This is a genomic window from Anaerobranca gottschalkii DSM 13577 (assembly GCF_900111575.1).
Classification (GTDB): domain Bacteria; phylum Bacillota; class Proteinivoracia; order Proteinivoracales; family Proteinivoracaceae; genus Anaerobranca; species Anaerobranca gottschalkii.
Genome location: NZ_FOIF01000006.1, coordinates 29352 through 50745 on the forward strand (window position 1 = coordinate 29352; position 21394 = coordinate 50745).

General features: G+C 32.8%; 17 protein-coding genes and 1 tRNA gene. 17 read left to right on the forward strand and 1 reads right to left on the reverse strand.

Going from position 1 to position 21394, the window contains the following annotated elements; translation table 11 throughout:
- Positions 1-54 precede the first annotated feature (54 nt).
- The 8 genes from BMX60_RS03115 to BMX60_RS03155 all read left to right on the forward strand — a co-directional run bounded on the left by BMX60_RS03115 (position 55) and on the right by BMX60_RS03155 (position 9895).
- A complete protein-coding gene (locus tag BMX60_RS03115; protein WP_091349069.1) occupies positions 55-2730 on the forward strand; it encodes a DEAD/DEAH box helicase in 2676 nt (891 codons plus the stop codon).
- 4 nt (positions 2731-2734) lie between these two features.
- A complete protein-coding gene (locus tag BMX60_RS03120; protein WP_091349071.1) occupies positions 2735-4180 on the forward strand; it encodes a PglZ domain-containing protein in 1446 nt (481 codons plus the stop codon).
- Entirely contained in the window at positions 4181-4885 is a 705-nt protein-coding gene (locus BMX60_RS12245) for a hypothetical protein (protein ID WP_242945694.1), read from the forward strand.
- A gap of 329 nt (positions 4886-5214) precedes the next feature.
- The gene (locus BMX60_RS03135) at positions 5215-6312 is read left to right on the forward strand and encodes a carbohydrate kinase (protein WP_091349076.1); all 1098 of its coding nucleotides are present in this window, start codon (positions 5215-5217) and stop codon (positions 6310-6312) included.
- A 3-nt stretch (positions 6313-6315) separates the two neighbouring features.
- Positions 6316-7212 carry a pseudouridine-5'-phosphate glycosidase gene (locus tag BMX60_RS03140; RefSeq protein WP_091349077.1) on the forward strand — a complete coding sequence of 299 codons (897 nt, stop codon included), beginning with the start codon at positions 6316-6318 and terminating at the stop codon, positions 7210-7212.
- Positions 7213-7230: 18 nt separating this feature from the next.
- Complete coding sequence (gene yfmF / locus BMX60_RS03145; RefSeq protein ID WP_091349080.1) at positions 7231-8499, forward strand: EF-P 5-aminopentanol modification-associated protein YfmF; 1269 nt, start codon at positions 7231-7233, stop codon at positions 8497-8499.
- Position 8500: 1 nt separating this feature from the next.
- On the forward strand, positions 8501-9784 hold the full coding sequence (gene yfmH, locus BMX60_RS03150; protein ID WP_091349082.1) for an EF-P 5-aminopentanol modification-associated protein YfmH: 1284 nt from the start codon (positions 8501-8503) through the stop codon (positions 9782-9784).
- Positions 9785-9809: 25 nt separating this feature from the next.
- Positions 9810-9895: transfer RNA gene (locus tag BMX60_RS03155), tRNA-Leu, on the forward strand.
- A gap of 58 nt (positions 9896-9953) precedes the next feature.
- On the opposite strand, the gene BMX60_RS12000 is transcribed toward BMX60_RS03155, so the two are convergent.
- On the reverse strand, positions 9954-10115 hold the full coding sequence (locus tag BMX60_RS12000) for a hypothetical protein (protein WP_177159674.1): 162 nt from the start codon (positions 10113-10115) through the stop codon (positions 9954-9956).
- A gap of 179 nt (positions 10116-10294) precedes the next feature.
- On the opposite strand from BMX60_RS12000, the gene BMX60_RS03160 reads away from it, so the two are divergent.
- From BMX60_RS03160 to BMX60_RS03200, 9 genes are all read left to right on the forward strand, one after another.
- Positions 10295-10873 (forward strand): RNA polymerase sigma factor, encoded by a 579-nt coding sequence (locus tag BMX60_RS03160; RefSeq protein WP_091349085.1) that lies wholly within the window; start codon positions 10295-10297, stop codon positions 10871-10873.
- A 37-nt stretch (positions 10874-10910) separates the two neighbouring features.
- Positions 10911-11393 (forward strand): hypothetical protein, encoded by a 483-nt coding sequence (locus BMX60_RS03165; RefSeq protein ID WP_091349088.1) that lies wholly within the window; start codon positions 10911-10913, stop codon positions 11391-11393.
- 80 nt (positions 11394-11473) lie between these two features.
- Complete coding sequence (polA, locus tag BMX60_RS03170; RefSeq protein WP_091349090.1) at positions 11474-13969, forward strand: DNA polymerase I; 2496 nt, start codon at positions 11474-11476, stop codon at positions 13967-13969.
- 17 nt (positions 13970-13986) lie between these two features.
- Complete coding sequence (mutM, locus tag BMX60_RS03175) at positions 13987-14805, forward strand: DNA-formamidopyrimidine glycosylase (protein ID WP_091349092.1); 819 nt, start codon at positions 13987-13989, stop codon at positions 14803-14805.
- A 90-nt stretch (positions 14806-14895) separates the two neighbouring features.
- Positions 14896-15519: a sporulation membrane protein YtaF gene (gene ytaF / locus BMX60_RS03180; RefSeq protein ID WP_091349094.1), complete on the forward strand. Its 624-nt coding sequence runs from the start codon at positions 14896-14898 to the stop codon at positions 15517-15519.
- A 215-nt stretch (positions 15520-15734) separates the two neighbouring features.
- Positions 15735-16337 (forward strand): dephospho-CoA kinase, encoded by a 603-nt coding sequence (gene coaE, locus BMX60_RS03185; RefSeq protein WP_091349096.1) that lies wholly within the window; start codon positions 15735-15737, stop codon positions 16335-16337.
- 249 nt (positions 16338-16586) lie between these two features.
- On the forward strand, positions 16587-18410 hold the full coding sequence (locus BMX60_RS03190; protein WP_091349098.1) for an ABC transporter substrate-binding protein: 1824 nt from the start codon (positions 16587-16589) through the stop codon (positions 18408-18410).
- Between the two features lie 154 nt (positions 18411-18564).
- A complete protein-coding gene (locus BMX60_RS03195; protein WP_091349100.1) occupies positions 18565-19551 on the forward strand; it encodes an ABC transporter permease in 987 nt (328 codons plus the stop codon).
- Positions 19552-19563: 12 nt separating this feature from the next.
- The gene (locus BMX60_RS03200) at positions 19564-21393 is read left to right on the forward strand and encodes an ABC transporter permease subunit (RefSeq protein WP_242945695.1); all 1830 of its coding nucleotides are present in this window, start codon (positions 19564-19566) and stop codon (positions 21391-21393) included.
- Position 21394 lies beyond the last annotated feature (1 nt).

The following is a 21394-nucleotide window of genomic DNA, read 5'->3' on the forward strand; positions in this document are numbered from 1 at the left end:
CATAATTATAATTAATTTATATGTAAAGTTAATTATTAGAGGGGTCAATACAACATGATTACTTTTACTATAGGAGATTACGTTTTTGATAAAATCAAAAATGAGCGAGTGCAAATATTGGATGTCAGTGAAGTATGGGGCTTTGTTTCTTATAAGGTTTTTAATTCTTCTACTGGAGAAGTTTATAAGTTATCCATTGATGATATTTGCACTGAAGTACCTGAAGATAATTTTAATGAAAATTATCTTCGGTATGTTGCTATGCTTTCTAAAATTAAAAATGAAATCTCTCAAGGTATTATATCAAAAATATCTAACAATATAATTCCTTTACCCCATCAGATTTATGCTCTTAATAGGGCGCTATCAAATAATAATATAAGGTATATATTGGCTGATGAAGTTGGACTTGGGAAAACTATTGAAGCAGGGCTTATTATCAAAGAATTAAAAACTAGGGGACTAATAAAAAGGATTTTGATTGTTTGTCCTACTGGTCTTGTAACTCAATGGAGTTTTGAGATGGAGGATAAATTTAATGAGAAGTTTCATGTTATTTTACCAGAAGATTATAATTCTATACGTAAGATAACTGGTAAAGATGATGTTTACGGACAATTTGAACAAGTTATATCACCAATGGATTCTATAAAACCATTGGTAAGACGGACTGGCTGGAGTGAAGAAAAGGTAATTAAATATAATGAGGAAAGGATCTATTCCATAATAAATAGTGGTTGGGATTTGGTGGTTATTGATGAAGCACATAGAGTTGCTGGGAGTTCAGGAGAAGTAGCTAGATATAAACTTGGTAAACTTTTGGCAGCAGCCAGTCCTTATCTATTATTATTAACAGCTACACCCCATAATGGTAAAACAGAGCCGTTTTTACGCCTTATTCGTCTTTTGGATGAAAAGGCTTTTCCTAATATTAATGCTGTTGTTAGAGAACAGGTAGCTCCTTACATTATAAGGACTGAAAAACGTGAAGCTATAGATAATAATGGTAATAAGCTCTTTAAAAAGCGGGTGACTAAAGTTATTGAATTACATTGGGACGATAGACATTCCCTACAACGTAAATTGTATGGAATGGTATCTAATTATGTTTCTAAAAATTATAACAAAGCAATGCGTAATCGTGGTAAAAATATGTGGTTTGTATTTTTGCTTATTATGATGCAGCGTTTAGTTACCAGTAGTACAAGGGCTATCAGAGAAAGTATGGAACGACGTGTAAAAATCCTAGAAGAGCAAAGTTTTAAGTACCAAACAATGAGTGAAGATGAACTTATAGAGATGGATTTTGAAGAAAATATAGAAGATGTCATTGCTGCTATTTCTTTAGATATAAAAGAAGAGATTGCTCAACTTAGAGATATTATTGCTGTTGCTAAGCAAGCGGAATTTCAATATCTTGATGTAAAAGTTGAAACTCTTCTTGAAATAATTGATAACTTATTTGCAGAGGAAAGGGATAGAAAAGTTATTGTTTTTACAGAATTTGTTGCAACACAAAGCTATCTTGTAAAATTGTTAAAGGATAGGGGTTATTCAACGTCTATACTCAATGGTAGTATGAATATTGAAGAAAGGAATATTGTATTAAAAGAGTTTAAAGAAGAAACTGATATCCTAATTTCCACCGATGCCGGTGGTGAAGGGTTAAACCTACAGTTTTCAAATTGTATTATTAATTATGACTTGCCCTGGAATCCTATGAAGATAGAACAGCGTATTGGTCGGGTTGATCGTATTGGGCAAAAAAGAGATGTATTGGTGTATAATTTAATTTTAGCAGATACTGTTGAAAATCGGGTTAGGGTCGTGTTGGAAGAAAAGCTTTCCGTTATACTTAAAGAATTAGGAATAGATAAGTATTCCGATATTCTGGATAGTGAAGCTGCTGAGTTAAACTTTACAGATGCTTATTTGAAATCAATCCACAATCCTAAGAATATTGAGACTAATATTCGTCCAGTAGAAGAGGATTTGAAAAAGCAAGTTGAAAATAGCATGCTTATTAAAGATTTAATAAAGGATGAAAAAGACCTTACATCAATGATTGGGAAGGAATCATCCTATGATATTGAAACTGCATTAAAGCAAATGTTTACATATTATCAAAACTATAAAGGATATTCCTCCTTACCTATAGAAGGTTTGAAAATTAACGATCCTGTGATTGATAGCCATCTAAAAAAGGAAATAGAGCAAGACATAGGAGGTAAAATCTTAAAAGTTTCTATAAGAGATTTTCCTAATGAGAAGGGTTATTTTATGTTATGGAAGATATCACTAACTAATGAAAGTCATGGCCAGAAAATCATCCCAATTTTTATTAACCAAGAGTTTATAGTTCGTCCTATAGCTGGTAAGAAAATTTGGGATGCTATTCTTGATAAAGACAGGACTATCACTGTTTGGGAAGGGGAAAAGGTAGATATTGAGATACAGAATAAACTACGTATAATTTCACAAGAATTTGCTTATGATACTTTTTTAATGATGAAAACAGAATTGGAAAAAAGGAATGAAGAAAAGTATAGGAAGTATTTGTATGCTTTAAATCTGCGTATTGAGGCTGCAGAACGAATAGGGATCGAAAACATTAGGAAGCACAAACTTATGGCTTTAAGCCGGGAAAAGGCAGAGATAGAAGCCAATTATCAGATGGGTAAGAAATTCTATCCTGATTTTAAATTAGTACTTTTGGCGTATATGGAGTGAAATTATGATAGAGAAACGGATAATTGAATTGTTTTCAATAGAATATGAAAAGCGTTTATTGATATTTGATATAAATGGTTTTTCTGTTATTTACGATTATATTAAATTACTTATTTCTCGGAAATTTCAAGTAATTATTTACGAAGACATTGAAGCATTTCGGTTAAAGTATGAGCAAGAAATAAAGAATTCTAATGATAAATACGCAGTAATTGTACATTCTGATATTTATGTTCCTTATGATATAAGGAAACAGTTCTTTGAAGTTGAAATTTCTCTTAAAAGTATTTTTCCAAAACTTCATGAAGATACAGTGCGCAGGTATATTAAAGACATTGACTTGATTAGTTTTGCCTATGGGGAGCTTTATTCGTTTTGTGATACCAAGGAAAAGACTGAAAAATTTATTATAGATAAGGTCTTTTCAAGGGAAAATATAGAAAGTTATTGTGTGTTGTTAATTAAAAAACTCTTGCCTTCTAATGATAAATATGTTATAAATGCAAATGAATGGATTGAAATTGCCCGTAAAAAAGCACAAATTGATTATTACGCTTCCAAAGGAAACATTACTATTGATACGAGATTTGTTGATGAGAAATTTAAAAACTTTATATTTAATGGTTATCAAAAACTTGCTGGTGAGATTTCAAAAGATGTTCCTGCTATTTTGACTAAAATAATTGATATAATTGCCAATGGTAAAACTGCTCTTATTATTATAGATGGGATGTCTTTGTTTGATTTTGAAGTAATATCCCGATATTGGGAAGGGATTGACTATGATTTTTACTGCACTTACGCCGTTATACCGACGACGACAGCTATTTCAAGGCAATCTTTATTAACGGGCAAGTATCCACGGGAATTAAAAAATCCTTTTTCTTTAAGCCAAGAAGAAAAAGAATTCTTAGAAGCTATAAAGAAAAAGGGGTATACAAAGAAGCAAATCTTATATTTTAAAGGTTATAATCCACCGATTAGTTATTTAACCAAGTTTTTAGTTATTATAATTAATGATGTAGATGATTTAGTTCATGCCCAAAAGCAAGGGCGTGTAGGGATGTATAACGATCTTTCCCTTTGGGCTAAAAGTGGTAAATTGCAAAAATTAATTAAGGAATTGTATGAACAGGGTTTTAATATTTATATAACATCTGATCATGGTAATACTTGTTGTGTAGGAGTAGGAGATATTCGTAATGTTGGTGTTGAGGTTGAAACTAAGTCAAAAAGGATGTTAGTACTGAAAGATTTTGCAGAATACAAAGATTTTTTCACAGATAAAGTTATAAAGTATCCAGGATATTATTTAGATAAAGATTATCAATATTTTGTTTGCGAATCAGACTATTCATTTGATAATAAGGATAAAGAAACAATGACACATGGAGGCATATCTATAGATGAGGTTATTGTCCCATTTATTAAAGTAAAGGCGGTAATTTAGATGGCAAAGATGATTGGAATGTCCCGTTCGATTAAATTAGAATGGTTGAATAAAACTGTAGAACTTATTTTAGAGGGAAAAAATGAAAAACAAATCAAAGATGAGTTAAATGAATATTTGTCTTTTGAAATAAAAGATCCTACTAACCTTATAAAAACTAGAGGAATTCTCATGAATATTTGGGTAAAGACTCCTGATGAGGTTACAGTTTTAAAAAAACTTGCAATAGAAGCTTATAAGGATGAGAAGGCCAACAAATTGGCATTACATTGGAGTATGATGCTAGTTGCTTACCCTGTTTTTTCTGATATATGTGCTTTAATAGGAAAGCTTACTAACATCCAGGATACATTTACAGCCTCTTGGCTTAAAGAAAAGCTGTTTGAAATGTGGGGGGAAGGGACTACACTGTTATACTCTAGTCAAAAAATATTACAAACTTTAAAACAAATTGGAGTTATAGAAAATGAGAAAATTGGTGTATATAGAATAAAAAAATACCAGGTTACTGATGTAAAAACTATACAAGTGTTGTTATTGGCTATTCTTTATTTAAGGGAAAGGGCTTACTATGAAATTGTAGAATTATCTTCAGTGCCCCAGGTTTTTCCTTTTGAATATAATGTTTCCTATGAATGGCTACATGATTCAAATTTATTTAATTTAAGTAACTTTGGAGGTAAAATTGTATTAACTGTAGATTAAGAATAAATATTCTTCTGGAAGGGAGCAGGTGTTAAAATACCGGCTCAGACTGAAGACAAACTATAGACAAAGTCATCATCAGCTGTGGTAATTAAACAAAGATACGATTAAGTTGAGGAGATAGATTTTACCACAGCCTTTAAAAAATGACTTTGTCTACAAACTGAGCTGGTGTTAAACACCGGCTTTTATTTATACTTATAATAATAAAATGGAATACTAATATTTAAATTGATATTAATTTTACAAACTTTTCCTTGACATTAAAGAAATGAAAAATTATACTAACTATTGTATATGACATTAAACAAAAGTTAAGAGGTGTGAGTATGGAGAAGCTAACCGATAGGGAGGAACAAATTTTAAGGGTTTTAATGAATGAGCCGATGTTATCTCAAGATGAATTGGCGGAGAGATTGGATATATCCCGTTCTGCAGTAGCTGTACACATTTCTAATTTAATCAAAAAAGGATACATTTTAGGTAGGGGATATGTATTTAATGAAGAAAAAAAGGTTGTAGTTGTAGGGGGAGCAAATTTTGACTTAATTGGTAAAGGTAAAGGTGGTTTAAAGTATAAAACATCTAACCCCGGTAAAGTCATGAAAACGGTGGGGGGAGTAGGAAGAAATATTGCTGAAAACTTGGGTAAATTAAAAATACCAACTACTTTACTAACTGCTGTTGGAAAAGATGGTTTAGGGGATAGTATTTTAAAAAGGACTAAAGAATCGGGAGTAGATGTCAGTTTAGTTTTAAAAACAGATAAATATCCATCAGGGACATACATAGCCATTTTAGATGAAAACAGTGATTTAGCCTTAGCTTTAGCAGATATGGATATAGTGGAGCTAGTAGATAGAAACTATATTAAAGAGCGGCTTTATACTTTGAAAACTGCCAATATAATAGTATGTGATACCAATGTTCCCACAGATACAATTGAAGTATTGGCTGATTACTGTAAAAATACTGAAACTTTATTTGTAGTAGAGCCTGTTTCTGTGGAAAAGGCACAAAAGGTAAAAAATATCCTTTCATCTATTGATATTTTTACGCCAAATAAAGAAGAAATGGAATCTCTCTGTGGTTTTCCTTTAAATTCTTTGGAAGATTATAAAAAAGCAGGAAACTTTGCTTTGGAAAAGGGTATAAAAATTTTACTTTTAAAACTAGGACCACAGGGGCTATATATCCATAGTGAAAGTTATCAAAACATCTTCCCTTCCCTAGCTTCAAATATCGTCGATGTTACTGGGGCGGGAGATAGTTTGGTAGCAGGTTTTATAGCTTCATATTTTGAAGGCCACTCTTTAGAAAAGTGCTGTCAATATGCTTTAGCAGTTGCTGCATACACATTAGAGTTTAACGACACCGTAGCCTATGATTTAAGTTGGGCCAAAATACAGACAATATTGGGGGAATAGAAGATGAATTTATCAATTAGTCCAAAAGTAAAAAAAGCTTTAGAGGAAAAGAGGCCTGTGGTGGCATTAGAAAGTACAATAATATCCCATGGCATGCCTTATCCTAAAAATTATCAAACAGCTTTAGAAGTAGAAGAGATAGTTAGGGAAAATGGTGCTACCCCTGCTACAATTGCTATTATTGGTGGTACTATAAAAGTAGGTTTATCAGCGGAAGAAATTGATTATTTAGCTAAAACACCGGGAGTTTACAAAGTAAGTAGAAGGGATTTACCATTTATTGTTGCTACAGGTAAAGATGGTGCTACTACCGTATCGGGAACAATGATTGTAGCAGCTATGGCGGGGATAAAAGTTTTTGCTACAGGGGGTATAGGTGGTGTCCATATCGAAGGGGAAAACACCATGGATATATCTGCCGATTTAACAGAATTAGGTCAAACGAATGTAGCGGTGGTTTGTGCAGGGGTAAAATCTATTTTAGATATCGGCAGAACTTTAGAATACCTTGAAACCTTAGGTGTTCCCGTTATTACTTATAAATCCAGTGAATTTCCTGCCTTTTTTAGTTCTAAAAGTGGATATTCCTCTCCACTTACTACCGATAAAATAGAAGATATTGCTCAAACCATTAAGACAAAATACCACTTAGGGTTAAAAGGTGGGGTAGTTATAGCAAATCCAATTCCTGAAGAATTTGATTTTGATGGAGAAATTATCGGGAAGGCTATTAGGGAAGCTTTAAGTGAATGTAAAGAAAAAAATATAACAGGAAAAGAAGTTACACCCTTTTTACTTCAAAAAATTGTAGATATAACAGGTGGTAAAAGTTTAGAATCTAACATTGCCTTAGTGAAAAATAATGCTAAATTGGCAGCTCAAATAGCAAAACTGCTTTAGTAACAGGAGGTAAAAATAATGGAAAATATCTTCCAAAGGGAAGTAATTTCAGAGGGGATTAATCTTTATCTGTATCAAACGGAAAAGTATAAAACTGTGGCCTTTCGAGTTTTTCTTTACAACAAAGCCGATGAAGATATTACAAAAACAGCCTTAATTCCCTTTGTTTTAGCTAGGGGAACGGAAAATTATCGGGATAATTTAACAATAAGGAGAAATTTAGCCCATTTATATGGTGCCCAGTTAGCCAGTGGTGTTACTAGGCGTGGTGATGCTATTTTATTAGATTTTAGATTGGAAATGGTCAATCCTAAATTTGTGGAAGAAAAAAATTATTTAGTAAAGGGATTAGATATATTAAAAGAAGTAATTTTTAATCCTTTAACAATAGATGAAGGATTTAATCCCCTTTATGTAGACGGGGAAAAAGAAAATATTAAAAATAGGATCTTAGCGGTATTAAATGATAAAGGAAGATATGCCTTCGAACGGGCAGTGCAGTTAATGTGTCCTAACGATCCTTATCGCTTTTTTAAGTATGGTAAATTAGAAGATTTACCTGGAATTAATCCTAAAAACCTTTATCAAAAATATAGAGGGATTGTGGAAAATTGTCCTATAGATATTTTTGTGGTGGGAGATTTTGAAAAAGAAGAGCTAATCGGAATTATTAAAGAGAAATTTAATTATCCTAGAAAAGGGGTACAGAGGATAGAAAAACCGAAAAGGGTAGAATTTCTAGGATATAAAGAAGAAGTAGAGGAAATGGAAGTGAACCAAGGGAAATTGGTAATGGGTTTGAAAACCCCGATTACCCTAGAACATCCTTTATACCCTGCCCTATTGATGTACAATGGTATATTAGGGGCCTATCCCCATTCCAAATTATTTAAAAATGTCAGAGAAAATGCCAGCTTAGCCTATTATGCCGGTTCTAACTTAGAAAGTTTAAAAGGATTAGTATTTATCTTTGCAGGGATTGAACCTAAAACCTACCACCAAACTGTCGAAATAATTAAAGGACAGTTAGAGGATATGAAAAATGGTAATATTTCAGAAAAAGAATTCCAGTACACATACGTAAGTTTAGAGAATGGTTTATTGGAAACCTATGATGAAGTTGGTGGCCAGATAGGGTACTTTGTAGATGGGAAATTAGTAGGTAAAACAATAACGATACCGGATTTGCTTGAAAAGTTAAAAAGGGTAAAGGTAGAGGATGTAGTGGAAGTTGCAAAAAGTGTGGAACTAGAGTTGATTTATTTCCTTAAGGGAAAGGGTGATTAAAATGGCTGTCCAAACCTTAGAATTTAAAGAGGTACAAGAAAAAGGTTATAAATGGGAAATGGATAATGGCCTAACGGTATTTTACCTTCCTAAACCTAAATTTAAAAAAACCTTTGGGGTTTTTGCCACTAACTATGGGGCAGTGGATTTTGCTGAAGATAACTTTCCACCGGGAATTGCCCACTTTTTAGAACATAAGTTATTTGAAGAACCCCATGGTAATATAGAAGAGGAATTTGCTAAATTAGGGGTTACCGTTAACGCCTTTACTACCCATATCCATACTTGCTACTTCTTTTCTGCTACAGGGAATTTCTATCCCGCCCTTGAACTGTTATTAAACTTTGTTCAAGCTCCCCATTTTACAGAGGAAAATGTTAAAAAAGAACAAGGGATTATTACCCAAGAAATAGAAATGTATCGGGATGATCCTACTTGGGTCGTTTACTTAAATCTCTTAAAAGCCCTTTATCCTAATCATCCAGTAAGTAAAGATATTGCAGGGACCGTTGATGATATTATGAAAATAACTCCAGAAATGTTATATAATTGTTATAACAAGTTTTACAATCCCCGTAATATGGTGTTGTTGGTGGCAGGGGACTTAGATCTAAATAAATTAAGGGAATTTATCGAAGAAAATCAAAAGGAAAAAGGATTTGGTGAGAAATACAAATACATCCGAAGTATACCCTATGATCCCTTTATCCCAAATAAAAAATTGGTGGAAGAAAAAATGGAAGTAGCTAGACCTATACTTTGTTTAGGATTTAAAGACAAAGATGTCGGACAAAAGGGAAAAGATCTATTTAAAAAGGAAATTGCTACACTATTGTTAATGGAAACTATTTTAGGTAGGGGATCTAAACTATATAATAGCTTATATGATGAAGGGATAATAGACAGTAGTTTCGGTGTGGAGTACACCGCTGAAGACGGCTTTGGACATACGATTTTATCTTTAGAAACCGATGATCCCCAAGGCTTTGTTGAAAGGTTGGAATTAGAAATTGAGAAAATCAAAGAACAGGGTCTAGATAAAGAAGAGTTTTTGTTAAATAAAAGAAAATTAGAGGGTCTTAATTTAATGGAATTAAATTCTATGGAAAATGTAGTATTAGGTTTTATGGGAGATTATTTTAGAGATTGTAATTATTTTGATAGGGTAGAGGCAATCAGGGAAGTTACCTTTGAAGATGTTCAACAAAGATTAGTAGAACATTTAGATTTTAAAATGAGTGCTATTTCAATAATTAACAATGGCATCTTGACAAAGAAAGGGTAAATATGATAATATAAATTTTGCAAGTGCCGAAGTGGCGGAATTGGCAGACGCACTTGACTCAAAATCAAGCGGCCACAAACCGTGCCGGTTCGAGTCCGGCCTTCGGCACCAATAAAATCTACAGAAAGGTTAAAGGGTTTGCATTTGCAAACCCTTTTTTGTAACTGTACTACCAAGTGTGTTGACAATCTTTGCATTTATATTCTTTTTCTAAGCTTCCTCTAAAATAGAAACCGAAAATTCCATGGACATTTTCTTTTGCTTCAAGTTTTTCAACGGATGTACTTTGGCATTTAGGGCATTGGATGTTATTCTCAGTTTTAACTTCCATAAAAATTCCCCCTTAATTAGAAGTTTGTATATATATTATATACAAAAATTTAGAAAATTAAAACAAAAATTTGTAATATTTGTAGGAACAAAATTACAAGATTTATCGTCTAATTATTATCTAATTATGGGGTTTTTTAAGTAATATAAAGTAAATTGGTTTACAGGAGGTTCTAAAGAGTGGATCCTTTATTAGAGAAAAAAATAGTTGAAGGCCTTAAAAAAGGTGAACTTTCCAGTTTTGAAGAGTTTGTTAAATATTATCAAAGGGATATATATAATATTGCCCTTAGATTTTTAAATAATGAACAGGACGCCCTAGATGTTACACAGGAAATTTTTTTAAAGGTATTAAAGAAGATAGATTCTTTTCAAGGTAATAGTAAACTTTCTACTTGGTTATATAGAATAACTATTAATTATTGCAAGGATTATGTAAAAAAATACTATAAACATACCAATTTATATATAGATAAAGGAATAGATGGGGAAGAAGGAGAAATTTATTACCAACTACCCAGTGATGAAGGAGAGCCTTCTATGGTTTTAGAAGAAAAACTAAAGAAAGAGGCTTTGTATAAATGTATAGAACTATTGGAACCTGAATTCAAAGAGGTAATAATTTTAAAATATATTAACCAATTATCCTATGGAGAGATGGGAGAAATTTTAAACATTCCCGAAGGAACTGTAAAATCTAGATTACATCGGGGAAGATTAAATTTAGCAAAACTTTTAAAAGAACGGGAACTTTTATAACCAAATTTTCGTCTAAATTTTAAAAGGTGGTGATACCATGGAATATAAAGATTGGGATGAGTTAAAAAAGGTTGATCAGATGTTAAAAAATATGGAAAAGGTAGAAGTGCCTATAGATTTAACTGCAAGAATAGTTAAAAGGGCAAAGGAACAAGGACTTATCGATAAAAAACCTAAGAAAAGAACTTTCTCAACCCTTGTATCTCCTATATCAAGATTGTCTAAAATTTCTTTAACTGCTGCTTGTATATTATATCTAATATTATCTATAAATTTACTAGGTTTAAATTTCTGGGGACCTACTACTGTTTTGGAAAAATCAGGACAGTATGAAATTGCTAGAAAAAATTTAGCCATTGATGGGGTAGAAGATTACTCACAAATAGAATCTGAAATAGAGAATACCAATATTGTAACTAAAGAAAAGGATGTAGATACTAATATAATTATTTTTCTTTTAGCTACGGGACTTTCTATACCTTATTTAATAGAAGTAATAAAAATAAAGAAAAACCTTTAAAAGTTCATCGGCTTTTAAAGGTTTTCTTCTGTTTTTGGTGTATAATATACATATAGCTATGGGTTTAAGGAGAGTGAAAAATGATGAAAAAAGCGGTAATAATTGATGGTAATAGTTTAATATACAGGGCCTTTTTTGCCTTGCCATTATTACAAACATCTAAAGGTGAATATACCAATGGACTTTATGGTTTTACAACTATGTTATTTAAAGTTATAGAAGAAGAAAAACCAGATTATATCGCTGTGGCTTTAGATAAAGGTAAGAAAAATTTTAGACATGAAACCTTTCCTGAATACAAAGGTCATCGTCCCAAAATGCCTGTAGAACTTATAGGACAATTTAAGTTACTTAAAGAAATGCTAGAACTGATGAAAATTAATTATTTTGAATTAGATAACTATGAAGCCGATGATATCATAGGCACCTTTGCCCAAAGGGCAAAAGAACAAGGTTACTATACCCTTATAGTCAGTGGTGATAGAGATGTTTTACAGCTAGTAGACCAAAATGTCGATGTAATGTTAACTAAAAAAGGAATTAGCCAAACTATAAAGTATGACGAGAAAAGTTTAGAAAAGGAATTTGGTATTTCTTCTAAAATGTTAATTGATGTAAAGGCACTTATGGGTGATACTTCTGACAACATTCCAGGTGTTAAAGGAGTAGGGGAAAAAACAGCTCTTAAACTAATTCAAACCTTTGGCTCTTTAACAGAAGTCTATAATAACCTTGATAAAGCAGGGGGACCTAAATTAAGGGAAAACTTAGAGAAAGATAAAGAAATGGCCTTTATTAGCCAAAAATTAGCTAAAATCAAATTAGATGTACCTTTAGATTTTGAATTTAACAACTTAACCCTTAAAGACTTTGACCAAGGTTTATTAGCTTTTTTTAGAAGGGTAGAATTTAATAGTTTAATTCCAAAAATTAATATTTTAGTTGATGAACAGGAAAATGATTTTGAAGTAAAAGAAGGCAAACTAAATATTAAAGAATTGTTAGGTAATGAGTATGGGATTCTTTGGCAAGGAGATATCCTCTATATTGGTAGTTATGATGAATTTTACAAAACCACTGACTTTGAAAAGATAAAAGAAATACTTGAAAATGAGGAAGTTAAAAAAATCTGTTTTGATTATAAAAATCTATTACATAAATCTAAAGAAAGTGGCATTGAAGTAAAAGGGGTAATTTTTGATACTCTATTAGCCGCTTATCTTCTAGAGCCAGATAAAAGTAGTTATTCTATCGAGGATTTAGCCCAAAATTACTTAAATTTTTCCTTAAATAGTGAAGATTTTGAAAGAAAAGCTAGTTTGTTACCTATAATCTATCTTGAACAACGGAATCGAATTGAGGCTATGGGTGGAGAATTTTTGCTATATCAAATAGAAATGCCTTTAAGTAAAGTATTATGTGATATGGAACGGGAAGGAATTCATGTAGATAAAGATTATTTAGAAAAGTTAAGTAAAGAGTTTGATGAGCAATTGGGGATATTACAAGAAAAAATCTGGAGTTATTCTAAAGAAAAATTTAACATAAATTCACCTAAACAATTGGGAACAGTGTTATTTGAAGAGTTAAACCTTCCCCCCCTTAAAAAAACTAAGACCGGATACTCTACAGATGTTACGGTGTTAGAGGGGCTTAAAGAAGCTCATCCTATTATTGATTATTTATTACAATATAGAACTTTGGCGAAATTAAAATCTACCTATGCCGATGGTTTAATAGCTTTAATAAAAGAAGATGGCAAACTTCACACTACCTTTAACCAGACTATAACAGCAACAGGAAGACTTTCTAGTACAGAACCTAATTTACAAAATATACCAATAAGGTTGGAGGAAGGGAAAAAAATCCGAAAAGCCTTTATTGCCCCTGAAGGCTATACGTTACTTTCCTTTGATTACTCCCAAATTGAGCTGAGGATTTTAGCCCATATGTCAGGGGATAGTAATTTAATTGAAGGTTTTTTAAAGGGACAGGATGTCCACCAAAGAACTGCTTCTGAGGTTTTTGGTGTTCCATTAGCACAGGTAACTGAACAACAGCGTAGACATGCAAAGGCCGTTAACTTTGGAATAGTTTATGGAATGAGTGATTTTGGATTAGCCCAAAGCCTTTCTATCCCGAGAAAAGAGGCTAAAGATTATATCGAAAGGTATTTCCAACGCTATCAAGGTGTAAAAAGATTTATTGATTCTACAATATCCCTTTGTAAAGAAAAGGGTTATGTGGAAACATTATTTAACAGGAGAAGGTATATCCATGAAATAAATAGCTCTAACTTTAATAGAAGGTCCTTTGCAGAAAGGGCAGCTATCAATACCCCTATACAAGGAACAGCTGCAGATATAATTAAAAAGGCCATGGTAGATATCTATAACAGTAAACCTAATGCTAAAATGTTACTACAAGTTCATGATGAACTGGTGTTTTTAGTGGAAAACTCAAAGGTTAATGAAGTGATTCCAAAGATTAAAGAAATAATGGAAAATACCATTAAACTAGCAGTTCCATTAACAGTAGATTACAAGATAGGTAGGAATTGGATGGAAATGGAGTAAATTTGGAGGTAGAAAAAATGCCAGAGTTACCAGAAGTGGAAACAATTGTGCGGGGATTAAGGTCTAAGCTTGAATGTAACAGATTTATAGAAGTAGAAGTTTACAATGAAAACACTATCAAAAATCCTAAGTGTATCAAGGAATTTAAAGAAAGAATAGAAGGAAAGAAAATTAGAGAAGTTAAGAGGCGGGGGAAGTACATCCTCTTGATTTTAGAAGATCTGGCCCATGTTATTATCCATTTGCGAATGACAGGGCAATTGATATACAGTGAGGATCAGTTGAATTTTAGTCATTTGTGCCTCTCTGCAAAGCTTTCTAAGGGCTATTTGTATTTTAATGATATCCGAAAATTTGGTACTATCTCCTTATTGCCTAAAGATGACTTGGCTAAAGAAAAGGGATTTTGGACTTTAGGGGTGGAACCCTTAGAAGAAAGCTTTGGAATTGAATATCTCAAAAGTAAATTAGATACTGGTAGGCCTATAAAAAGTTTGTTATTAGATCAAAGGGTCTTAGCAGGTTTGGGAAATATTTATGTTGATGAAAGCCTCTTTTTAGCAGGTATTTCCCCTTCTAAGCCCGCCAAAACTTTATCTGATGAAGAGATTTCTAAGTTAGTTTCAGCTATAAAATTTGTTTTAACTAAAGGAATTGAAAATAAGGGAACATCCTTTAGTGATTTTGTAGATTCTTATGGAGATAAGGGTACTAATCAAAATTTCTTGCAAGTTTATGGCAGAGGTGGGGAAAAGTGTAAGGTATGTGGTAATGTATTAGCAAAAGACAAAATAGCAGGTAGAACAACGGTATTTTGCCTATATTGCCAAAAATAAATAGGCTTTTGGGAAAAACAGAAAATCTATCACATAAAAAGCCCAAATCCATAAAATGAACTAGACCTAATCCTTCGAGGTGGTGATTTTATGGAACTTTGGGCAGTATTTTTTTTAGCTCTAGCTGTTTCTTTAGATGGTTTTGGTGCTGGTTTTGCCTACGGGCTCAACAGAATAACTATAAATTTCTCCGCAAAAATATTGATAAGCTTAGCATCTGCCTTTGCAATATACTTATCTTTATTGGCGGGGGTATTGATTATAAAAATATTACCACCTAATTTAGCAGAGAAATTAGGTGGAATTCTACTCTGCGTTATGGGAATATATATAATTTATCAAAACTTGAGGAATTTAATAAATAACCAACCCTTTGATGAAGAATTTTTAAAGAAAAATTTTATTCAAAAGTTATTTATCTTGTTAAAAGAACCTAAGAAAGCAGATTTTGATAAATCAGGGAATATTTCTGGGATTGAAGTGTTTTTTTTAGGGTTTGCTTTAGCAATGGATGCCTTTGGAGCAGGATTTGGTGCAGCCTTAGCAGGGAGTAACCCCTTATTAATGGCAGTTTCTGTAGGAATTTTAAAGTTTATTTTAGTATCCCTTGGAATTATTTTAGGTAAAAAGTTAACGGAAATTCCATGGCAAGGAGTAATAGTTATAATTCCTGGAATAATTTTTTTGTTAATAGGGTTGACAAATTTAAAATAATTAGTAAAATTAAATACTAAGTAACAAATCGGAAGCTTCAAGCTTCTGATTTATTTTAAACATCTTACCCTGTTTCATTAAAGAAATAAAGGGATAAAGGAAATAGTACTTTTATAGAAATATAAAAAATTAAAAAAAATTAAAAGGAAAAAATAATTTTTTATCGAATAATTAATTTATAAATATAATATATTTTCAGTGAGGAGGTAGCTTTCTTGAAAAAAATCGGCTTAACAGGTGGAATAGCTAGTGGTAAAAGCACTATTTCTAAAATATTAAAGCGGCTAGGGGCAGCAATTATAGATGCAGATTTAGAGGCAAAGGCCACTCTTAAGCCAGAGACAAAATGCTGGGAGTTGTTGGTTAAAGAATTTGGTAGAGAAATTTTAAAACCTGATAATACAATAGACCGTAAAAAGCTAGGAAATTTAGTTTTTGGTAAAGCTGAAAAGTTACAAAAATTAAACCAAATTGTTCATCCTTTTGTTAAAGAAAGGATTAAAAATAAAATGGTAGAGATAGAAAGGAAAGGTAAATATAAAGCTATTGTTCTAGATGCCCCTCTACTTATAGAAACCGGTTTTCATAATTTAGTTGACGAAGTTTGGGTAGTAGATGTAGATAGAGAAACTCAAATACAGAGGGTAATGAAAAGGGATAATTTAAATAGAGAACAAGCAATAGCCCGTATAAATTCCCAACTACCAAGGGAAGAAAGGATTAAATACGCCACAGCAATTATCGATAATATGGGGACGAGGAAACATACTAGGGAACAAATAATCAAACTTTGGCAAACTAAAGTTGAAGAAAAATAAACTGAATATTTCTCTCTGAGAGAAAAATGTCGAAATTTTTATAGATTCAAACCGTTGACAATTTTTAAAATGTATATTATCATATGAAATAACTTAAAATATAAAGTTACATACTTTATAATTATAATTTTTTAATAATAATATTTAGAATCTTCTGTATTATTGCTGTGACTTACCTTTAAGTGATTGATCCCTAATCAATCACTTAAAAATAAAAAAAGAAAAGAAAATAGGAGGGAGAGTAATTACATGAGAAAATTATTGACAGTATTATTGATCTCCGTCATGGTGCTTTCTTTGGCAGCATGTGGAGGGAAACAGGAGGAAGCCCGTAAAATCGGTGGTACTTTAATTATCGGTAATACCACTGAAATGACCGGGGACTGGATAACAGCATTCTCCAATATCGCTTCTGACAGCGAAGTACTAAACTTAATTACAGGGTATTATACAGTTGATTTAACTTCTGCTGGGGAGTATGTAATCAACAAAACTGCTGTAAAGGATTATGAAAGGATTGTAAATGACGACGGTTCTATAACCTATGAGTTCGAGATCAACAAAGGGTTAAAATTTAGTAACGGAGTTGAAATTACTGCGAAAGACTATGTTGCTGATATTTTACTTTGGAACTCTAAGTTTATAGCCGATTTAGGTGGTTCTAACACCGTTTCTTTTAGGCTTAAAGGACATGGACCATATTCAAAAGGTGAAACTAAAGAATTTTCAGGAGTTCGCCTATTAGATGACTATAAATTCTCTGTAACTATCGATGCTGCCCACTTACCATACTTCTATGAATTACCTCTAGTTAGGTATAGTCCAGAATTTTTACCTTTCTGGTTAGGGGACGGTGTAGATGTTGCTGATGATGGAAATGGTGCTTATTTTACCGTAGAAGTTACCGAAGAAGCTTTTGGAGATATCTTTAAAGCAGCAAGGGAAAATCCTATATATGTATCTAGTGGTCCATATGTAGTAGAAGAATATGATGTTGCTTCTAAAATGGTTACTTTAAAAATCAATGAAAACTTTGCTGGTAACTATGAAGGACAAAAACCTTCAATAGAAACAGTGATCTTAAAGTTAGTTCAGCAAGATACAATGATGGATGAGTTAAGAACCGGTGGTGTAGACTTACTTTATGGTGTAGTTGCCGGTGGAACAATCCAAGCAGGTCATGACTTAGTAGAAGAAGGTATCGGTATTACTTTCAGTGCTTATCCCCGTTCTGGTTATGGTAAAATCCACTTTGTAACTGACCATGGTCCAACACAATTTAAAGAAGTACGCCAAGCTATTGCCCACTTAATCAATAGAGATGAGTTTATTCAAGCCTTTGCTAGAGGTTATGGTTCAGTTGTCCATGGGCCATACGGAGAAGGTCAGTGGTTCTATCAAGAAACAAGACAAGAATTGTTATCTAAAGTTAATCTATATCCTTATAGCTTAGAAGATGCAGTTAGAGTTCTTGAAGAAGGTGGCTGGACTTTAGATGCCAACGGTAATCCATACACCGGCGAAGGTTTACGCCACAAAATGGTAGATGGCCAATTAATGCCTTTAGTAATCGAATGGTTTGGTTCTGCTAATAACGAGTTTACAGATTTATTAGCTATCCGTTTACTAGAAAATCCTGATATCGCTGCTGCTGGTATGAAATTCAATCAAACAGTTGGTGATTTCGGTGAATTGATTAACTGGTATACCCGTACCGGTGGAGAGCAATACACAGTACCAACTTATCATATGTTTAACTTAGCTACTAGCTTTACCCCAATGTACGACTTAGAAAGAACTTATACACCTGGTGGTAGTGTAAACTACAATAGAATTAACGATGAAGAATTATATAGATTAGCAAAAGAACTAGTTAGAAGAGATGGTACAGACAGAGATGGATTTAAAAAGGCCTTTGTTGATTTCATTGTTCGCTGGAATGAGTTACTACCTGATATTCCACTCTACTCTAACACCTTACACGATTTCTTCAATGAAAAATTAAAAGATTGGAATTTAACTGCTAATATCAGACTAGTTCATGCTATCCTCTATGCATATATCGAAGAATAAGATTTTAGTAGATTTAAAAGAAAAATAGGGTATATTGTAAAATATACCCTATTTTTACCATATAAAGTAATTTTCCTTAAAGTTATAAATATTAATAATGTTAACTAGTTAATAATTTTTCAGATTATACTAAGAGATGAAGGCAGGTAATAATATGTTAAAATACTTTATAAAAAGAATTGCCTATATGATCCTAGTTTTCTTTATTATGTCTATTGTTCTTTTTGGGTTGTATAGTCTAATACCTGGTGACCCGGCGATGATGAATGTTTTCCACTTGAAGGAACAAATGTCTCCTGAAGAATTTGAGGCTAGATATCAACAAGAACGGCAGAATTTAGGGCTAGATGATCCCGTACATGTCAGGTATTATCGTTGGGCAAGTAGATTTTTTAGGGGAGAATTTGGTAGGTCAAACTATTACAAAAAAGACGTTATTGATGTTGTTAAAACACCTTTGAGGGTAACAGTAACTTATAATATTTTTGTCGTCTTATTAACCTTTTTAATCACTATACCTCTAGGTATAGCTTCTGCTGTTTATAAAAATTCTACCTTTGACAAAGTTGTACAAGTTGTAACTGTGGTTGGTTACAGTATTCCTTCCTTTATATTTGCGTTAATTTTTATTTACCTATTTGCAGTAAGGTTAGGTTGGTTTCCAGTTAGTGGTATGAGGACCCCTGGATTTTCAGGAACTCAGTTTCAAGAGTTTTTAGATTTGGTTAAACATATGGCACTTCCTGTTATAGCGTTAACTTTTGCATCATTAGGAGCGATGACCCGCTATGTTAGAGCTTCTATGATAGATGCTTTAGCTTTAGACTGTATTAGAACTGCTAGGGCAAAGGGTCTCAAAGAAAGGGTTGTTATTTTATCCCATGCTTGGAGGAATGCTTTGTTAGGTGTTATCACTTTGATGATAGCTTATGCTATGTCACTATTTAGTGGTGCATTGATCTTAGAAACTATGTTTAATATTCATGGAATGGGTAAATTTTTATATGATTCTCTCCGGAACATGGATTATAATGTAACTTTGGCAATCCAGTTGTTCTACGTAGTTATCGCATTGGTGACTAATATCTTGATAGATTTTAGCTATGGGCTTGTTGACCCAAGGGTAAGAGTAGATAAATAGGGAGGGGAAAGAATGTCTAAAACAGAAAAAAACATCGAACAAAAGGCCCATAAGCGGTTGGCTATGTTTTCCTTTCTTTTTGGAGGGAAAAGTAAACTATCTATTTTAGAAGAGGAGCATATTGAAAGTCCAACTAGAACAATTATAAAAAACTTTGTTAGTAATAAAATGGGGATGACTGCTTTAATTATTTTTTTGAGTATTTTCTTAATAGTATCTATAGGACCTATTTTCATGCCTTTAGACTTATCTTTTTCAGATGCTAGTCAAATTGATACCCCCCCTGGTTTTGATATGATGAAGGTTCCTAGGGAACTCCAGGGAAATGTTAAACAAATTTCTGTAGGGCCTACTTATTCTATAGGTTTATCCAATGATGGTCAAGTCTATGTTTGGGGCAAGAGTAGAAGGACTAGAACTAATGACTTGAAAAATATCCCTGAGAACATGGGACGGGTAGTTCAAGTAGCAGCAGGTTTTGATCACGCTTTAGCATTAAATGAACAAGGGAAGCTATTTGCTTGGGGTAGTAACCGTCATGGCCAAACGAATATTCCTGCAGAAGTCCAAAATTTAACTAATATTAAAGCTATTTATGCCGGATATTTATCATCATTAGTTTTAACTGAAGATGGTCATTTGTATTACTTTGGAAATACAATGCTCAATGATTATAATGAGTTTCATCCTTATCAAGGGCAAATTAAAAAAGTAGCTTTATCTGAAAATCATTTTATAGCTTTGACCTTTGATGGGGAAGTGGTATTTTTAGGAAACCAACGGGCTTCTTATGCCAATATTCCACAAAATATGGGGAATGTAATAGATATAGCTTCTACATCTTTGACCTTTGCTGCTTTAAATGACAAAGGGGATGTTTTTATTTGGGGTAATCCCTCTGGGGCTAGAGGTGAAAGGGAGATCCCTGAAACTGAAAATAAAATTGTAGAAATTTATGGTGGGAGACATCATTATGTTGCTAAAACCGATAAGGGAGAGCTGTTAAGTTGGGGACTTGACAATTACGGACAAGCCTCTATCCCAAGAAGGGTACAAAATGCTGAAATAGCTACTGTATATAATGGTTTTTACCAAAATTATGCTGTGACTAAAGATGGTAGAGTATTGACTTGGGGATTAAAAGGTTATCTTTTAGGTTCCGATGAATTAGGAAGAGATCTTTTCCAACGTATATTAAATGGTGGAAGGTTGAGTATGACAATAGGTGGAGTTGCAGTATTGATTTCCACTTTCATAGCTATTGTTATTGGTGGTGTCTCCGGATACTTCGGTGGTAGAGTCGATATAATTTTACAAAGGATATCAGAAATGGTAGCATCATTGCCATTCCTTCCCTTAGCTATGATTTTGTCTGCTTTAATAGGTAATATGCTTACAACAACCCAAAGGGTATATTTGATAATGGTCATATTAGGACTTTTATCATGGCCTGGGCTATACCGTTTAATTAGGGCTCAAGTTCTTTCAATCCGTGAACAAGAATATGTTACTGCAGCAAAGGTATTGGGAGTTAAACAAAGTAGTATTATTTTTAAACACATTATTCCCAATGTTATTTCAGTTATTATCGTTTCCGCTACTTTATCCTTTGGTGGTAGTATGATAACTGAGGCTAGTTTGTCCTTTTTAGGTTTTGGAGTACAACCACCCTATCCTACTTGGGGTAATATGCTAAATAGTGCGAGAAACAGTGTTGTAATTCAAAATTTCTGGTGGAGATGGGTCTTTCCATCAATAGTTCTATCTGTTTGTGTAATTTGTATTAATATAATCGGTGAAGCATTAAGAGCTGCTATAGACCCGAAATCTCAAGAACGTTAGG

What these genes read in the sequence shown, in the direction of transcription:
- BMX60_RS03115 (WP_091349069.1), top strand. Translation starts at nt 55, where the DNA reads ATGATTACTTTTACTATAGGAGATTACGTTTTTGATAAAATCAAAAAT.
- BMX60_RS03120 (WP_091349071.1), top strand. Translation starts at nt 2,735, where the DNA reads ATGATAGAGAAACGGATAATTGAATTGTTTTCAATAGAATATGAAAAG.
- BMX60_RS12245 (WP_242945694.1), top strand. Translation starts at nt 4,181, where the DNA reads ATGGCAAAGATGATTGGAATGTCCCGTTCGATTAAATTAGAATGGTTG.
- BMX60_RS03135 (WP_091349076.1), top strand. Translation starts at nt 5,215, where the DNA reads ATGGAGAAGCTAACCGATAGGGAGGAACAAATTTTAAGGGTTTTAATG.
- BMX60_RS03140 (WP_091349077.1), top strand. Translation starts at nt 6,316, where the DNA reads ATGAATTTATCAATTAGTCCAAAAGTAAAAAAAGCTTTAGAGGAAAAG.
- yfmF (WP_091349080.1), top strand. Translation starts at nt 7,231, where the DNA reads ATGGAAAATATCTTCCAAAGGGAAGTAATTTCAGAGGGGATTAATCTT.
- yfmH (WP_091349082.1), top strand. Translation starts at nt 8,501, where the DNA reads ATGGCTGTCCAAACCTTAGAATTTAAAGAGGTACAAGAAAAAGGTTAT.
- BMX60_RS12000 (WP_177159674.1), bottom strand. Translation starts at nt 10,115, where the DNA reads ATGGAAGTTAAAACTGAGAATAACATCCAATGCCCTAAATGCCAAAGT.
- BMX60_RS03165 (WP_091349088.1), top strand. Translation starts at nt 10,911, where the DNA reads ATGGAATATAAAGATTGGGATGAGTTAAAAAAGGTTGATCAGATGTTA.
- polA (WP_091349090.1), top strand. Translation starts at nt 11,474, where the DNA reads ATGATGAAAAAAGCGGTAATAATTGATGGTAATAGTTTAATATACAGG.
- mutM (WP_091349092.1), top strand. Translation starts at nt 13,987, where the DNA reads ATGCCAGAGTTACCAGAAGTGGAAACAATTGTGCGGGGATTAAGGTCT.
- ytaF (WP_091349094.1), top strand. Translation starts at nt 14,896, where the DNA reads ATGGAACTTTGGGCAGTATTTTTTTTAGCTCTAGCTGTTTCTTTAGAT.
- BMX60_RS03190 (WP_091349098.1), top strand. Translation starts at nt 16,587, where the DNA reads ATGAGAAAATTATTGACAGTATTATTGATCTCCGTCATGGTGCTTTCT.
- BMX60_RS03195 (WP_091349100.1), top strand. Translation starts at nt 18,565, where the DNA reads ATGTTAAAATACTTTATAAAAAGAATTGCCTATATGATCCTAGTTTTC.
- BMX60_RS03200 (WP_242945695.1), top strand. Translation starts at nt 19,564, where the DNA reads ATGTCTAAAACAGAAAAAAACATCGAACAAAAGGCCCATAAGCGGTTG.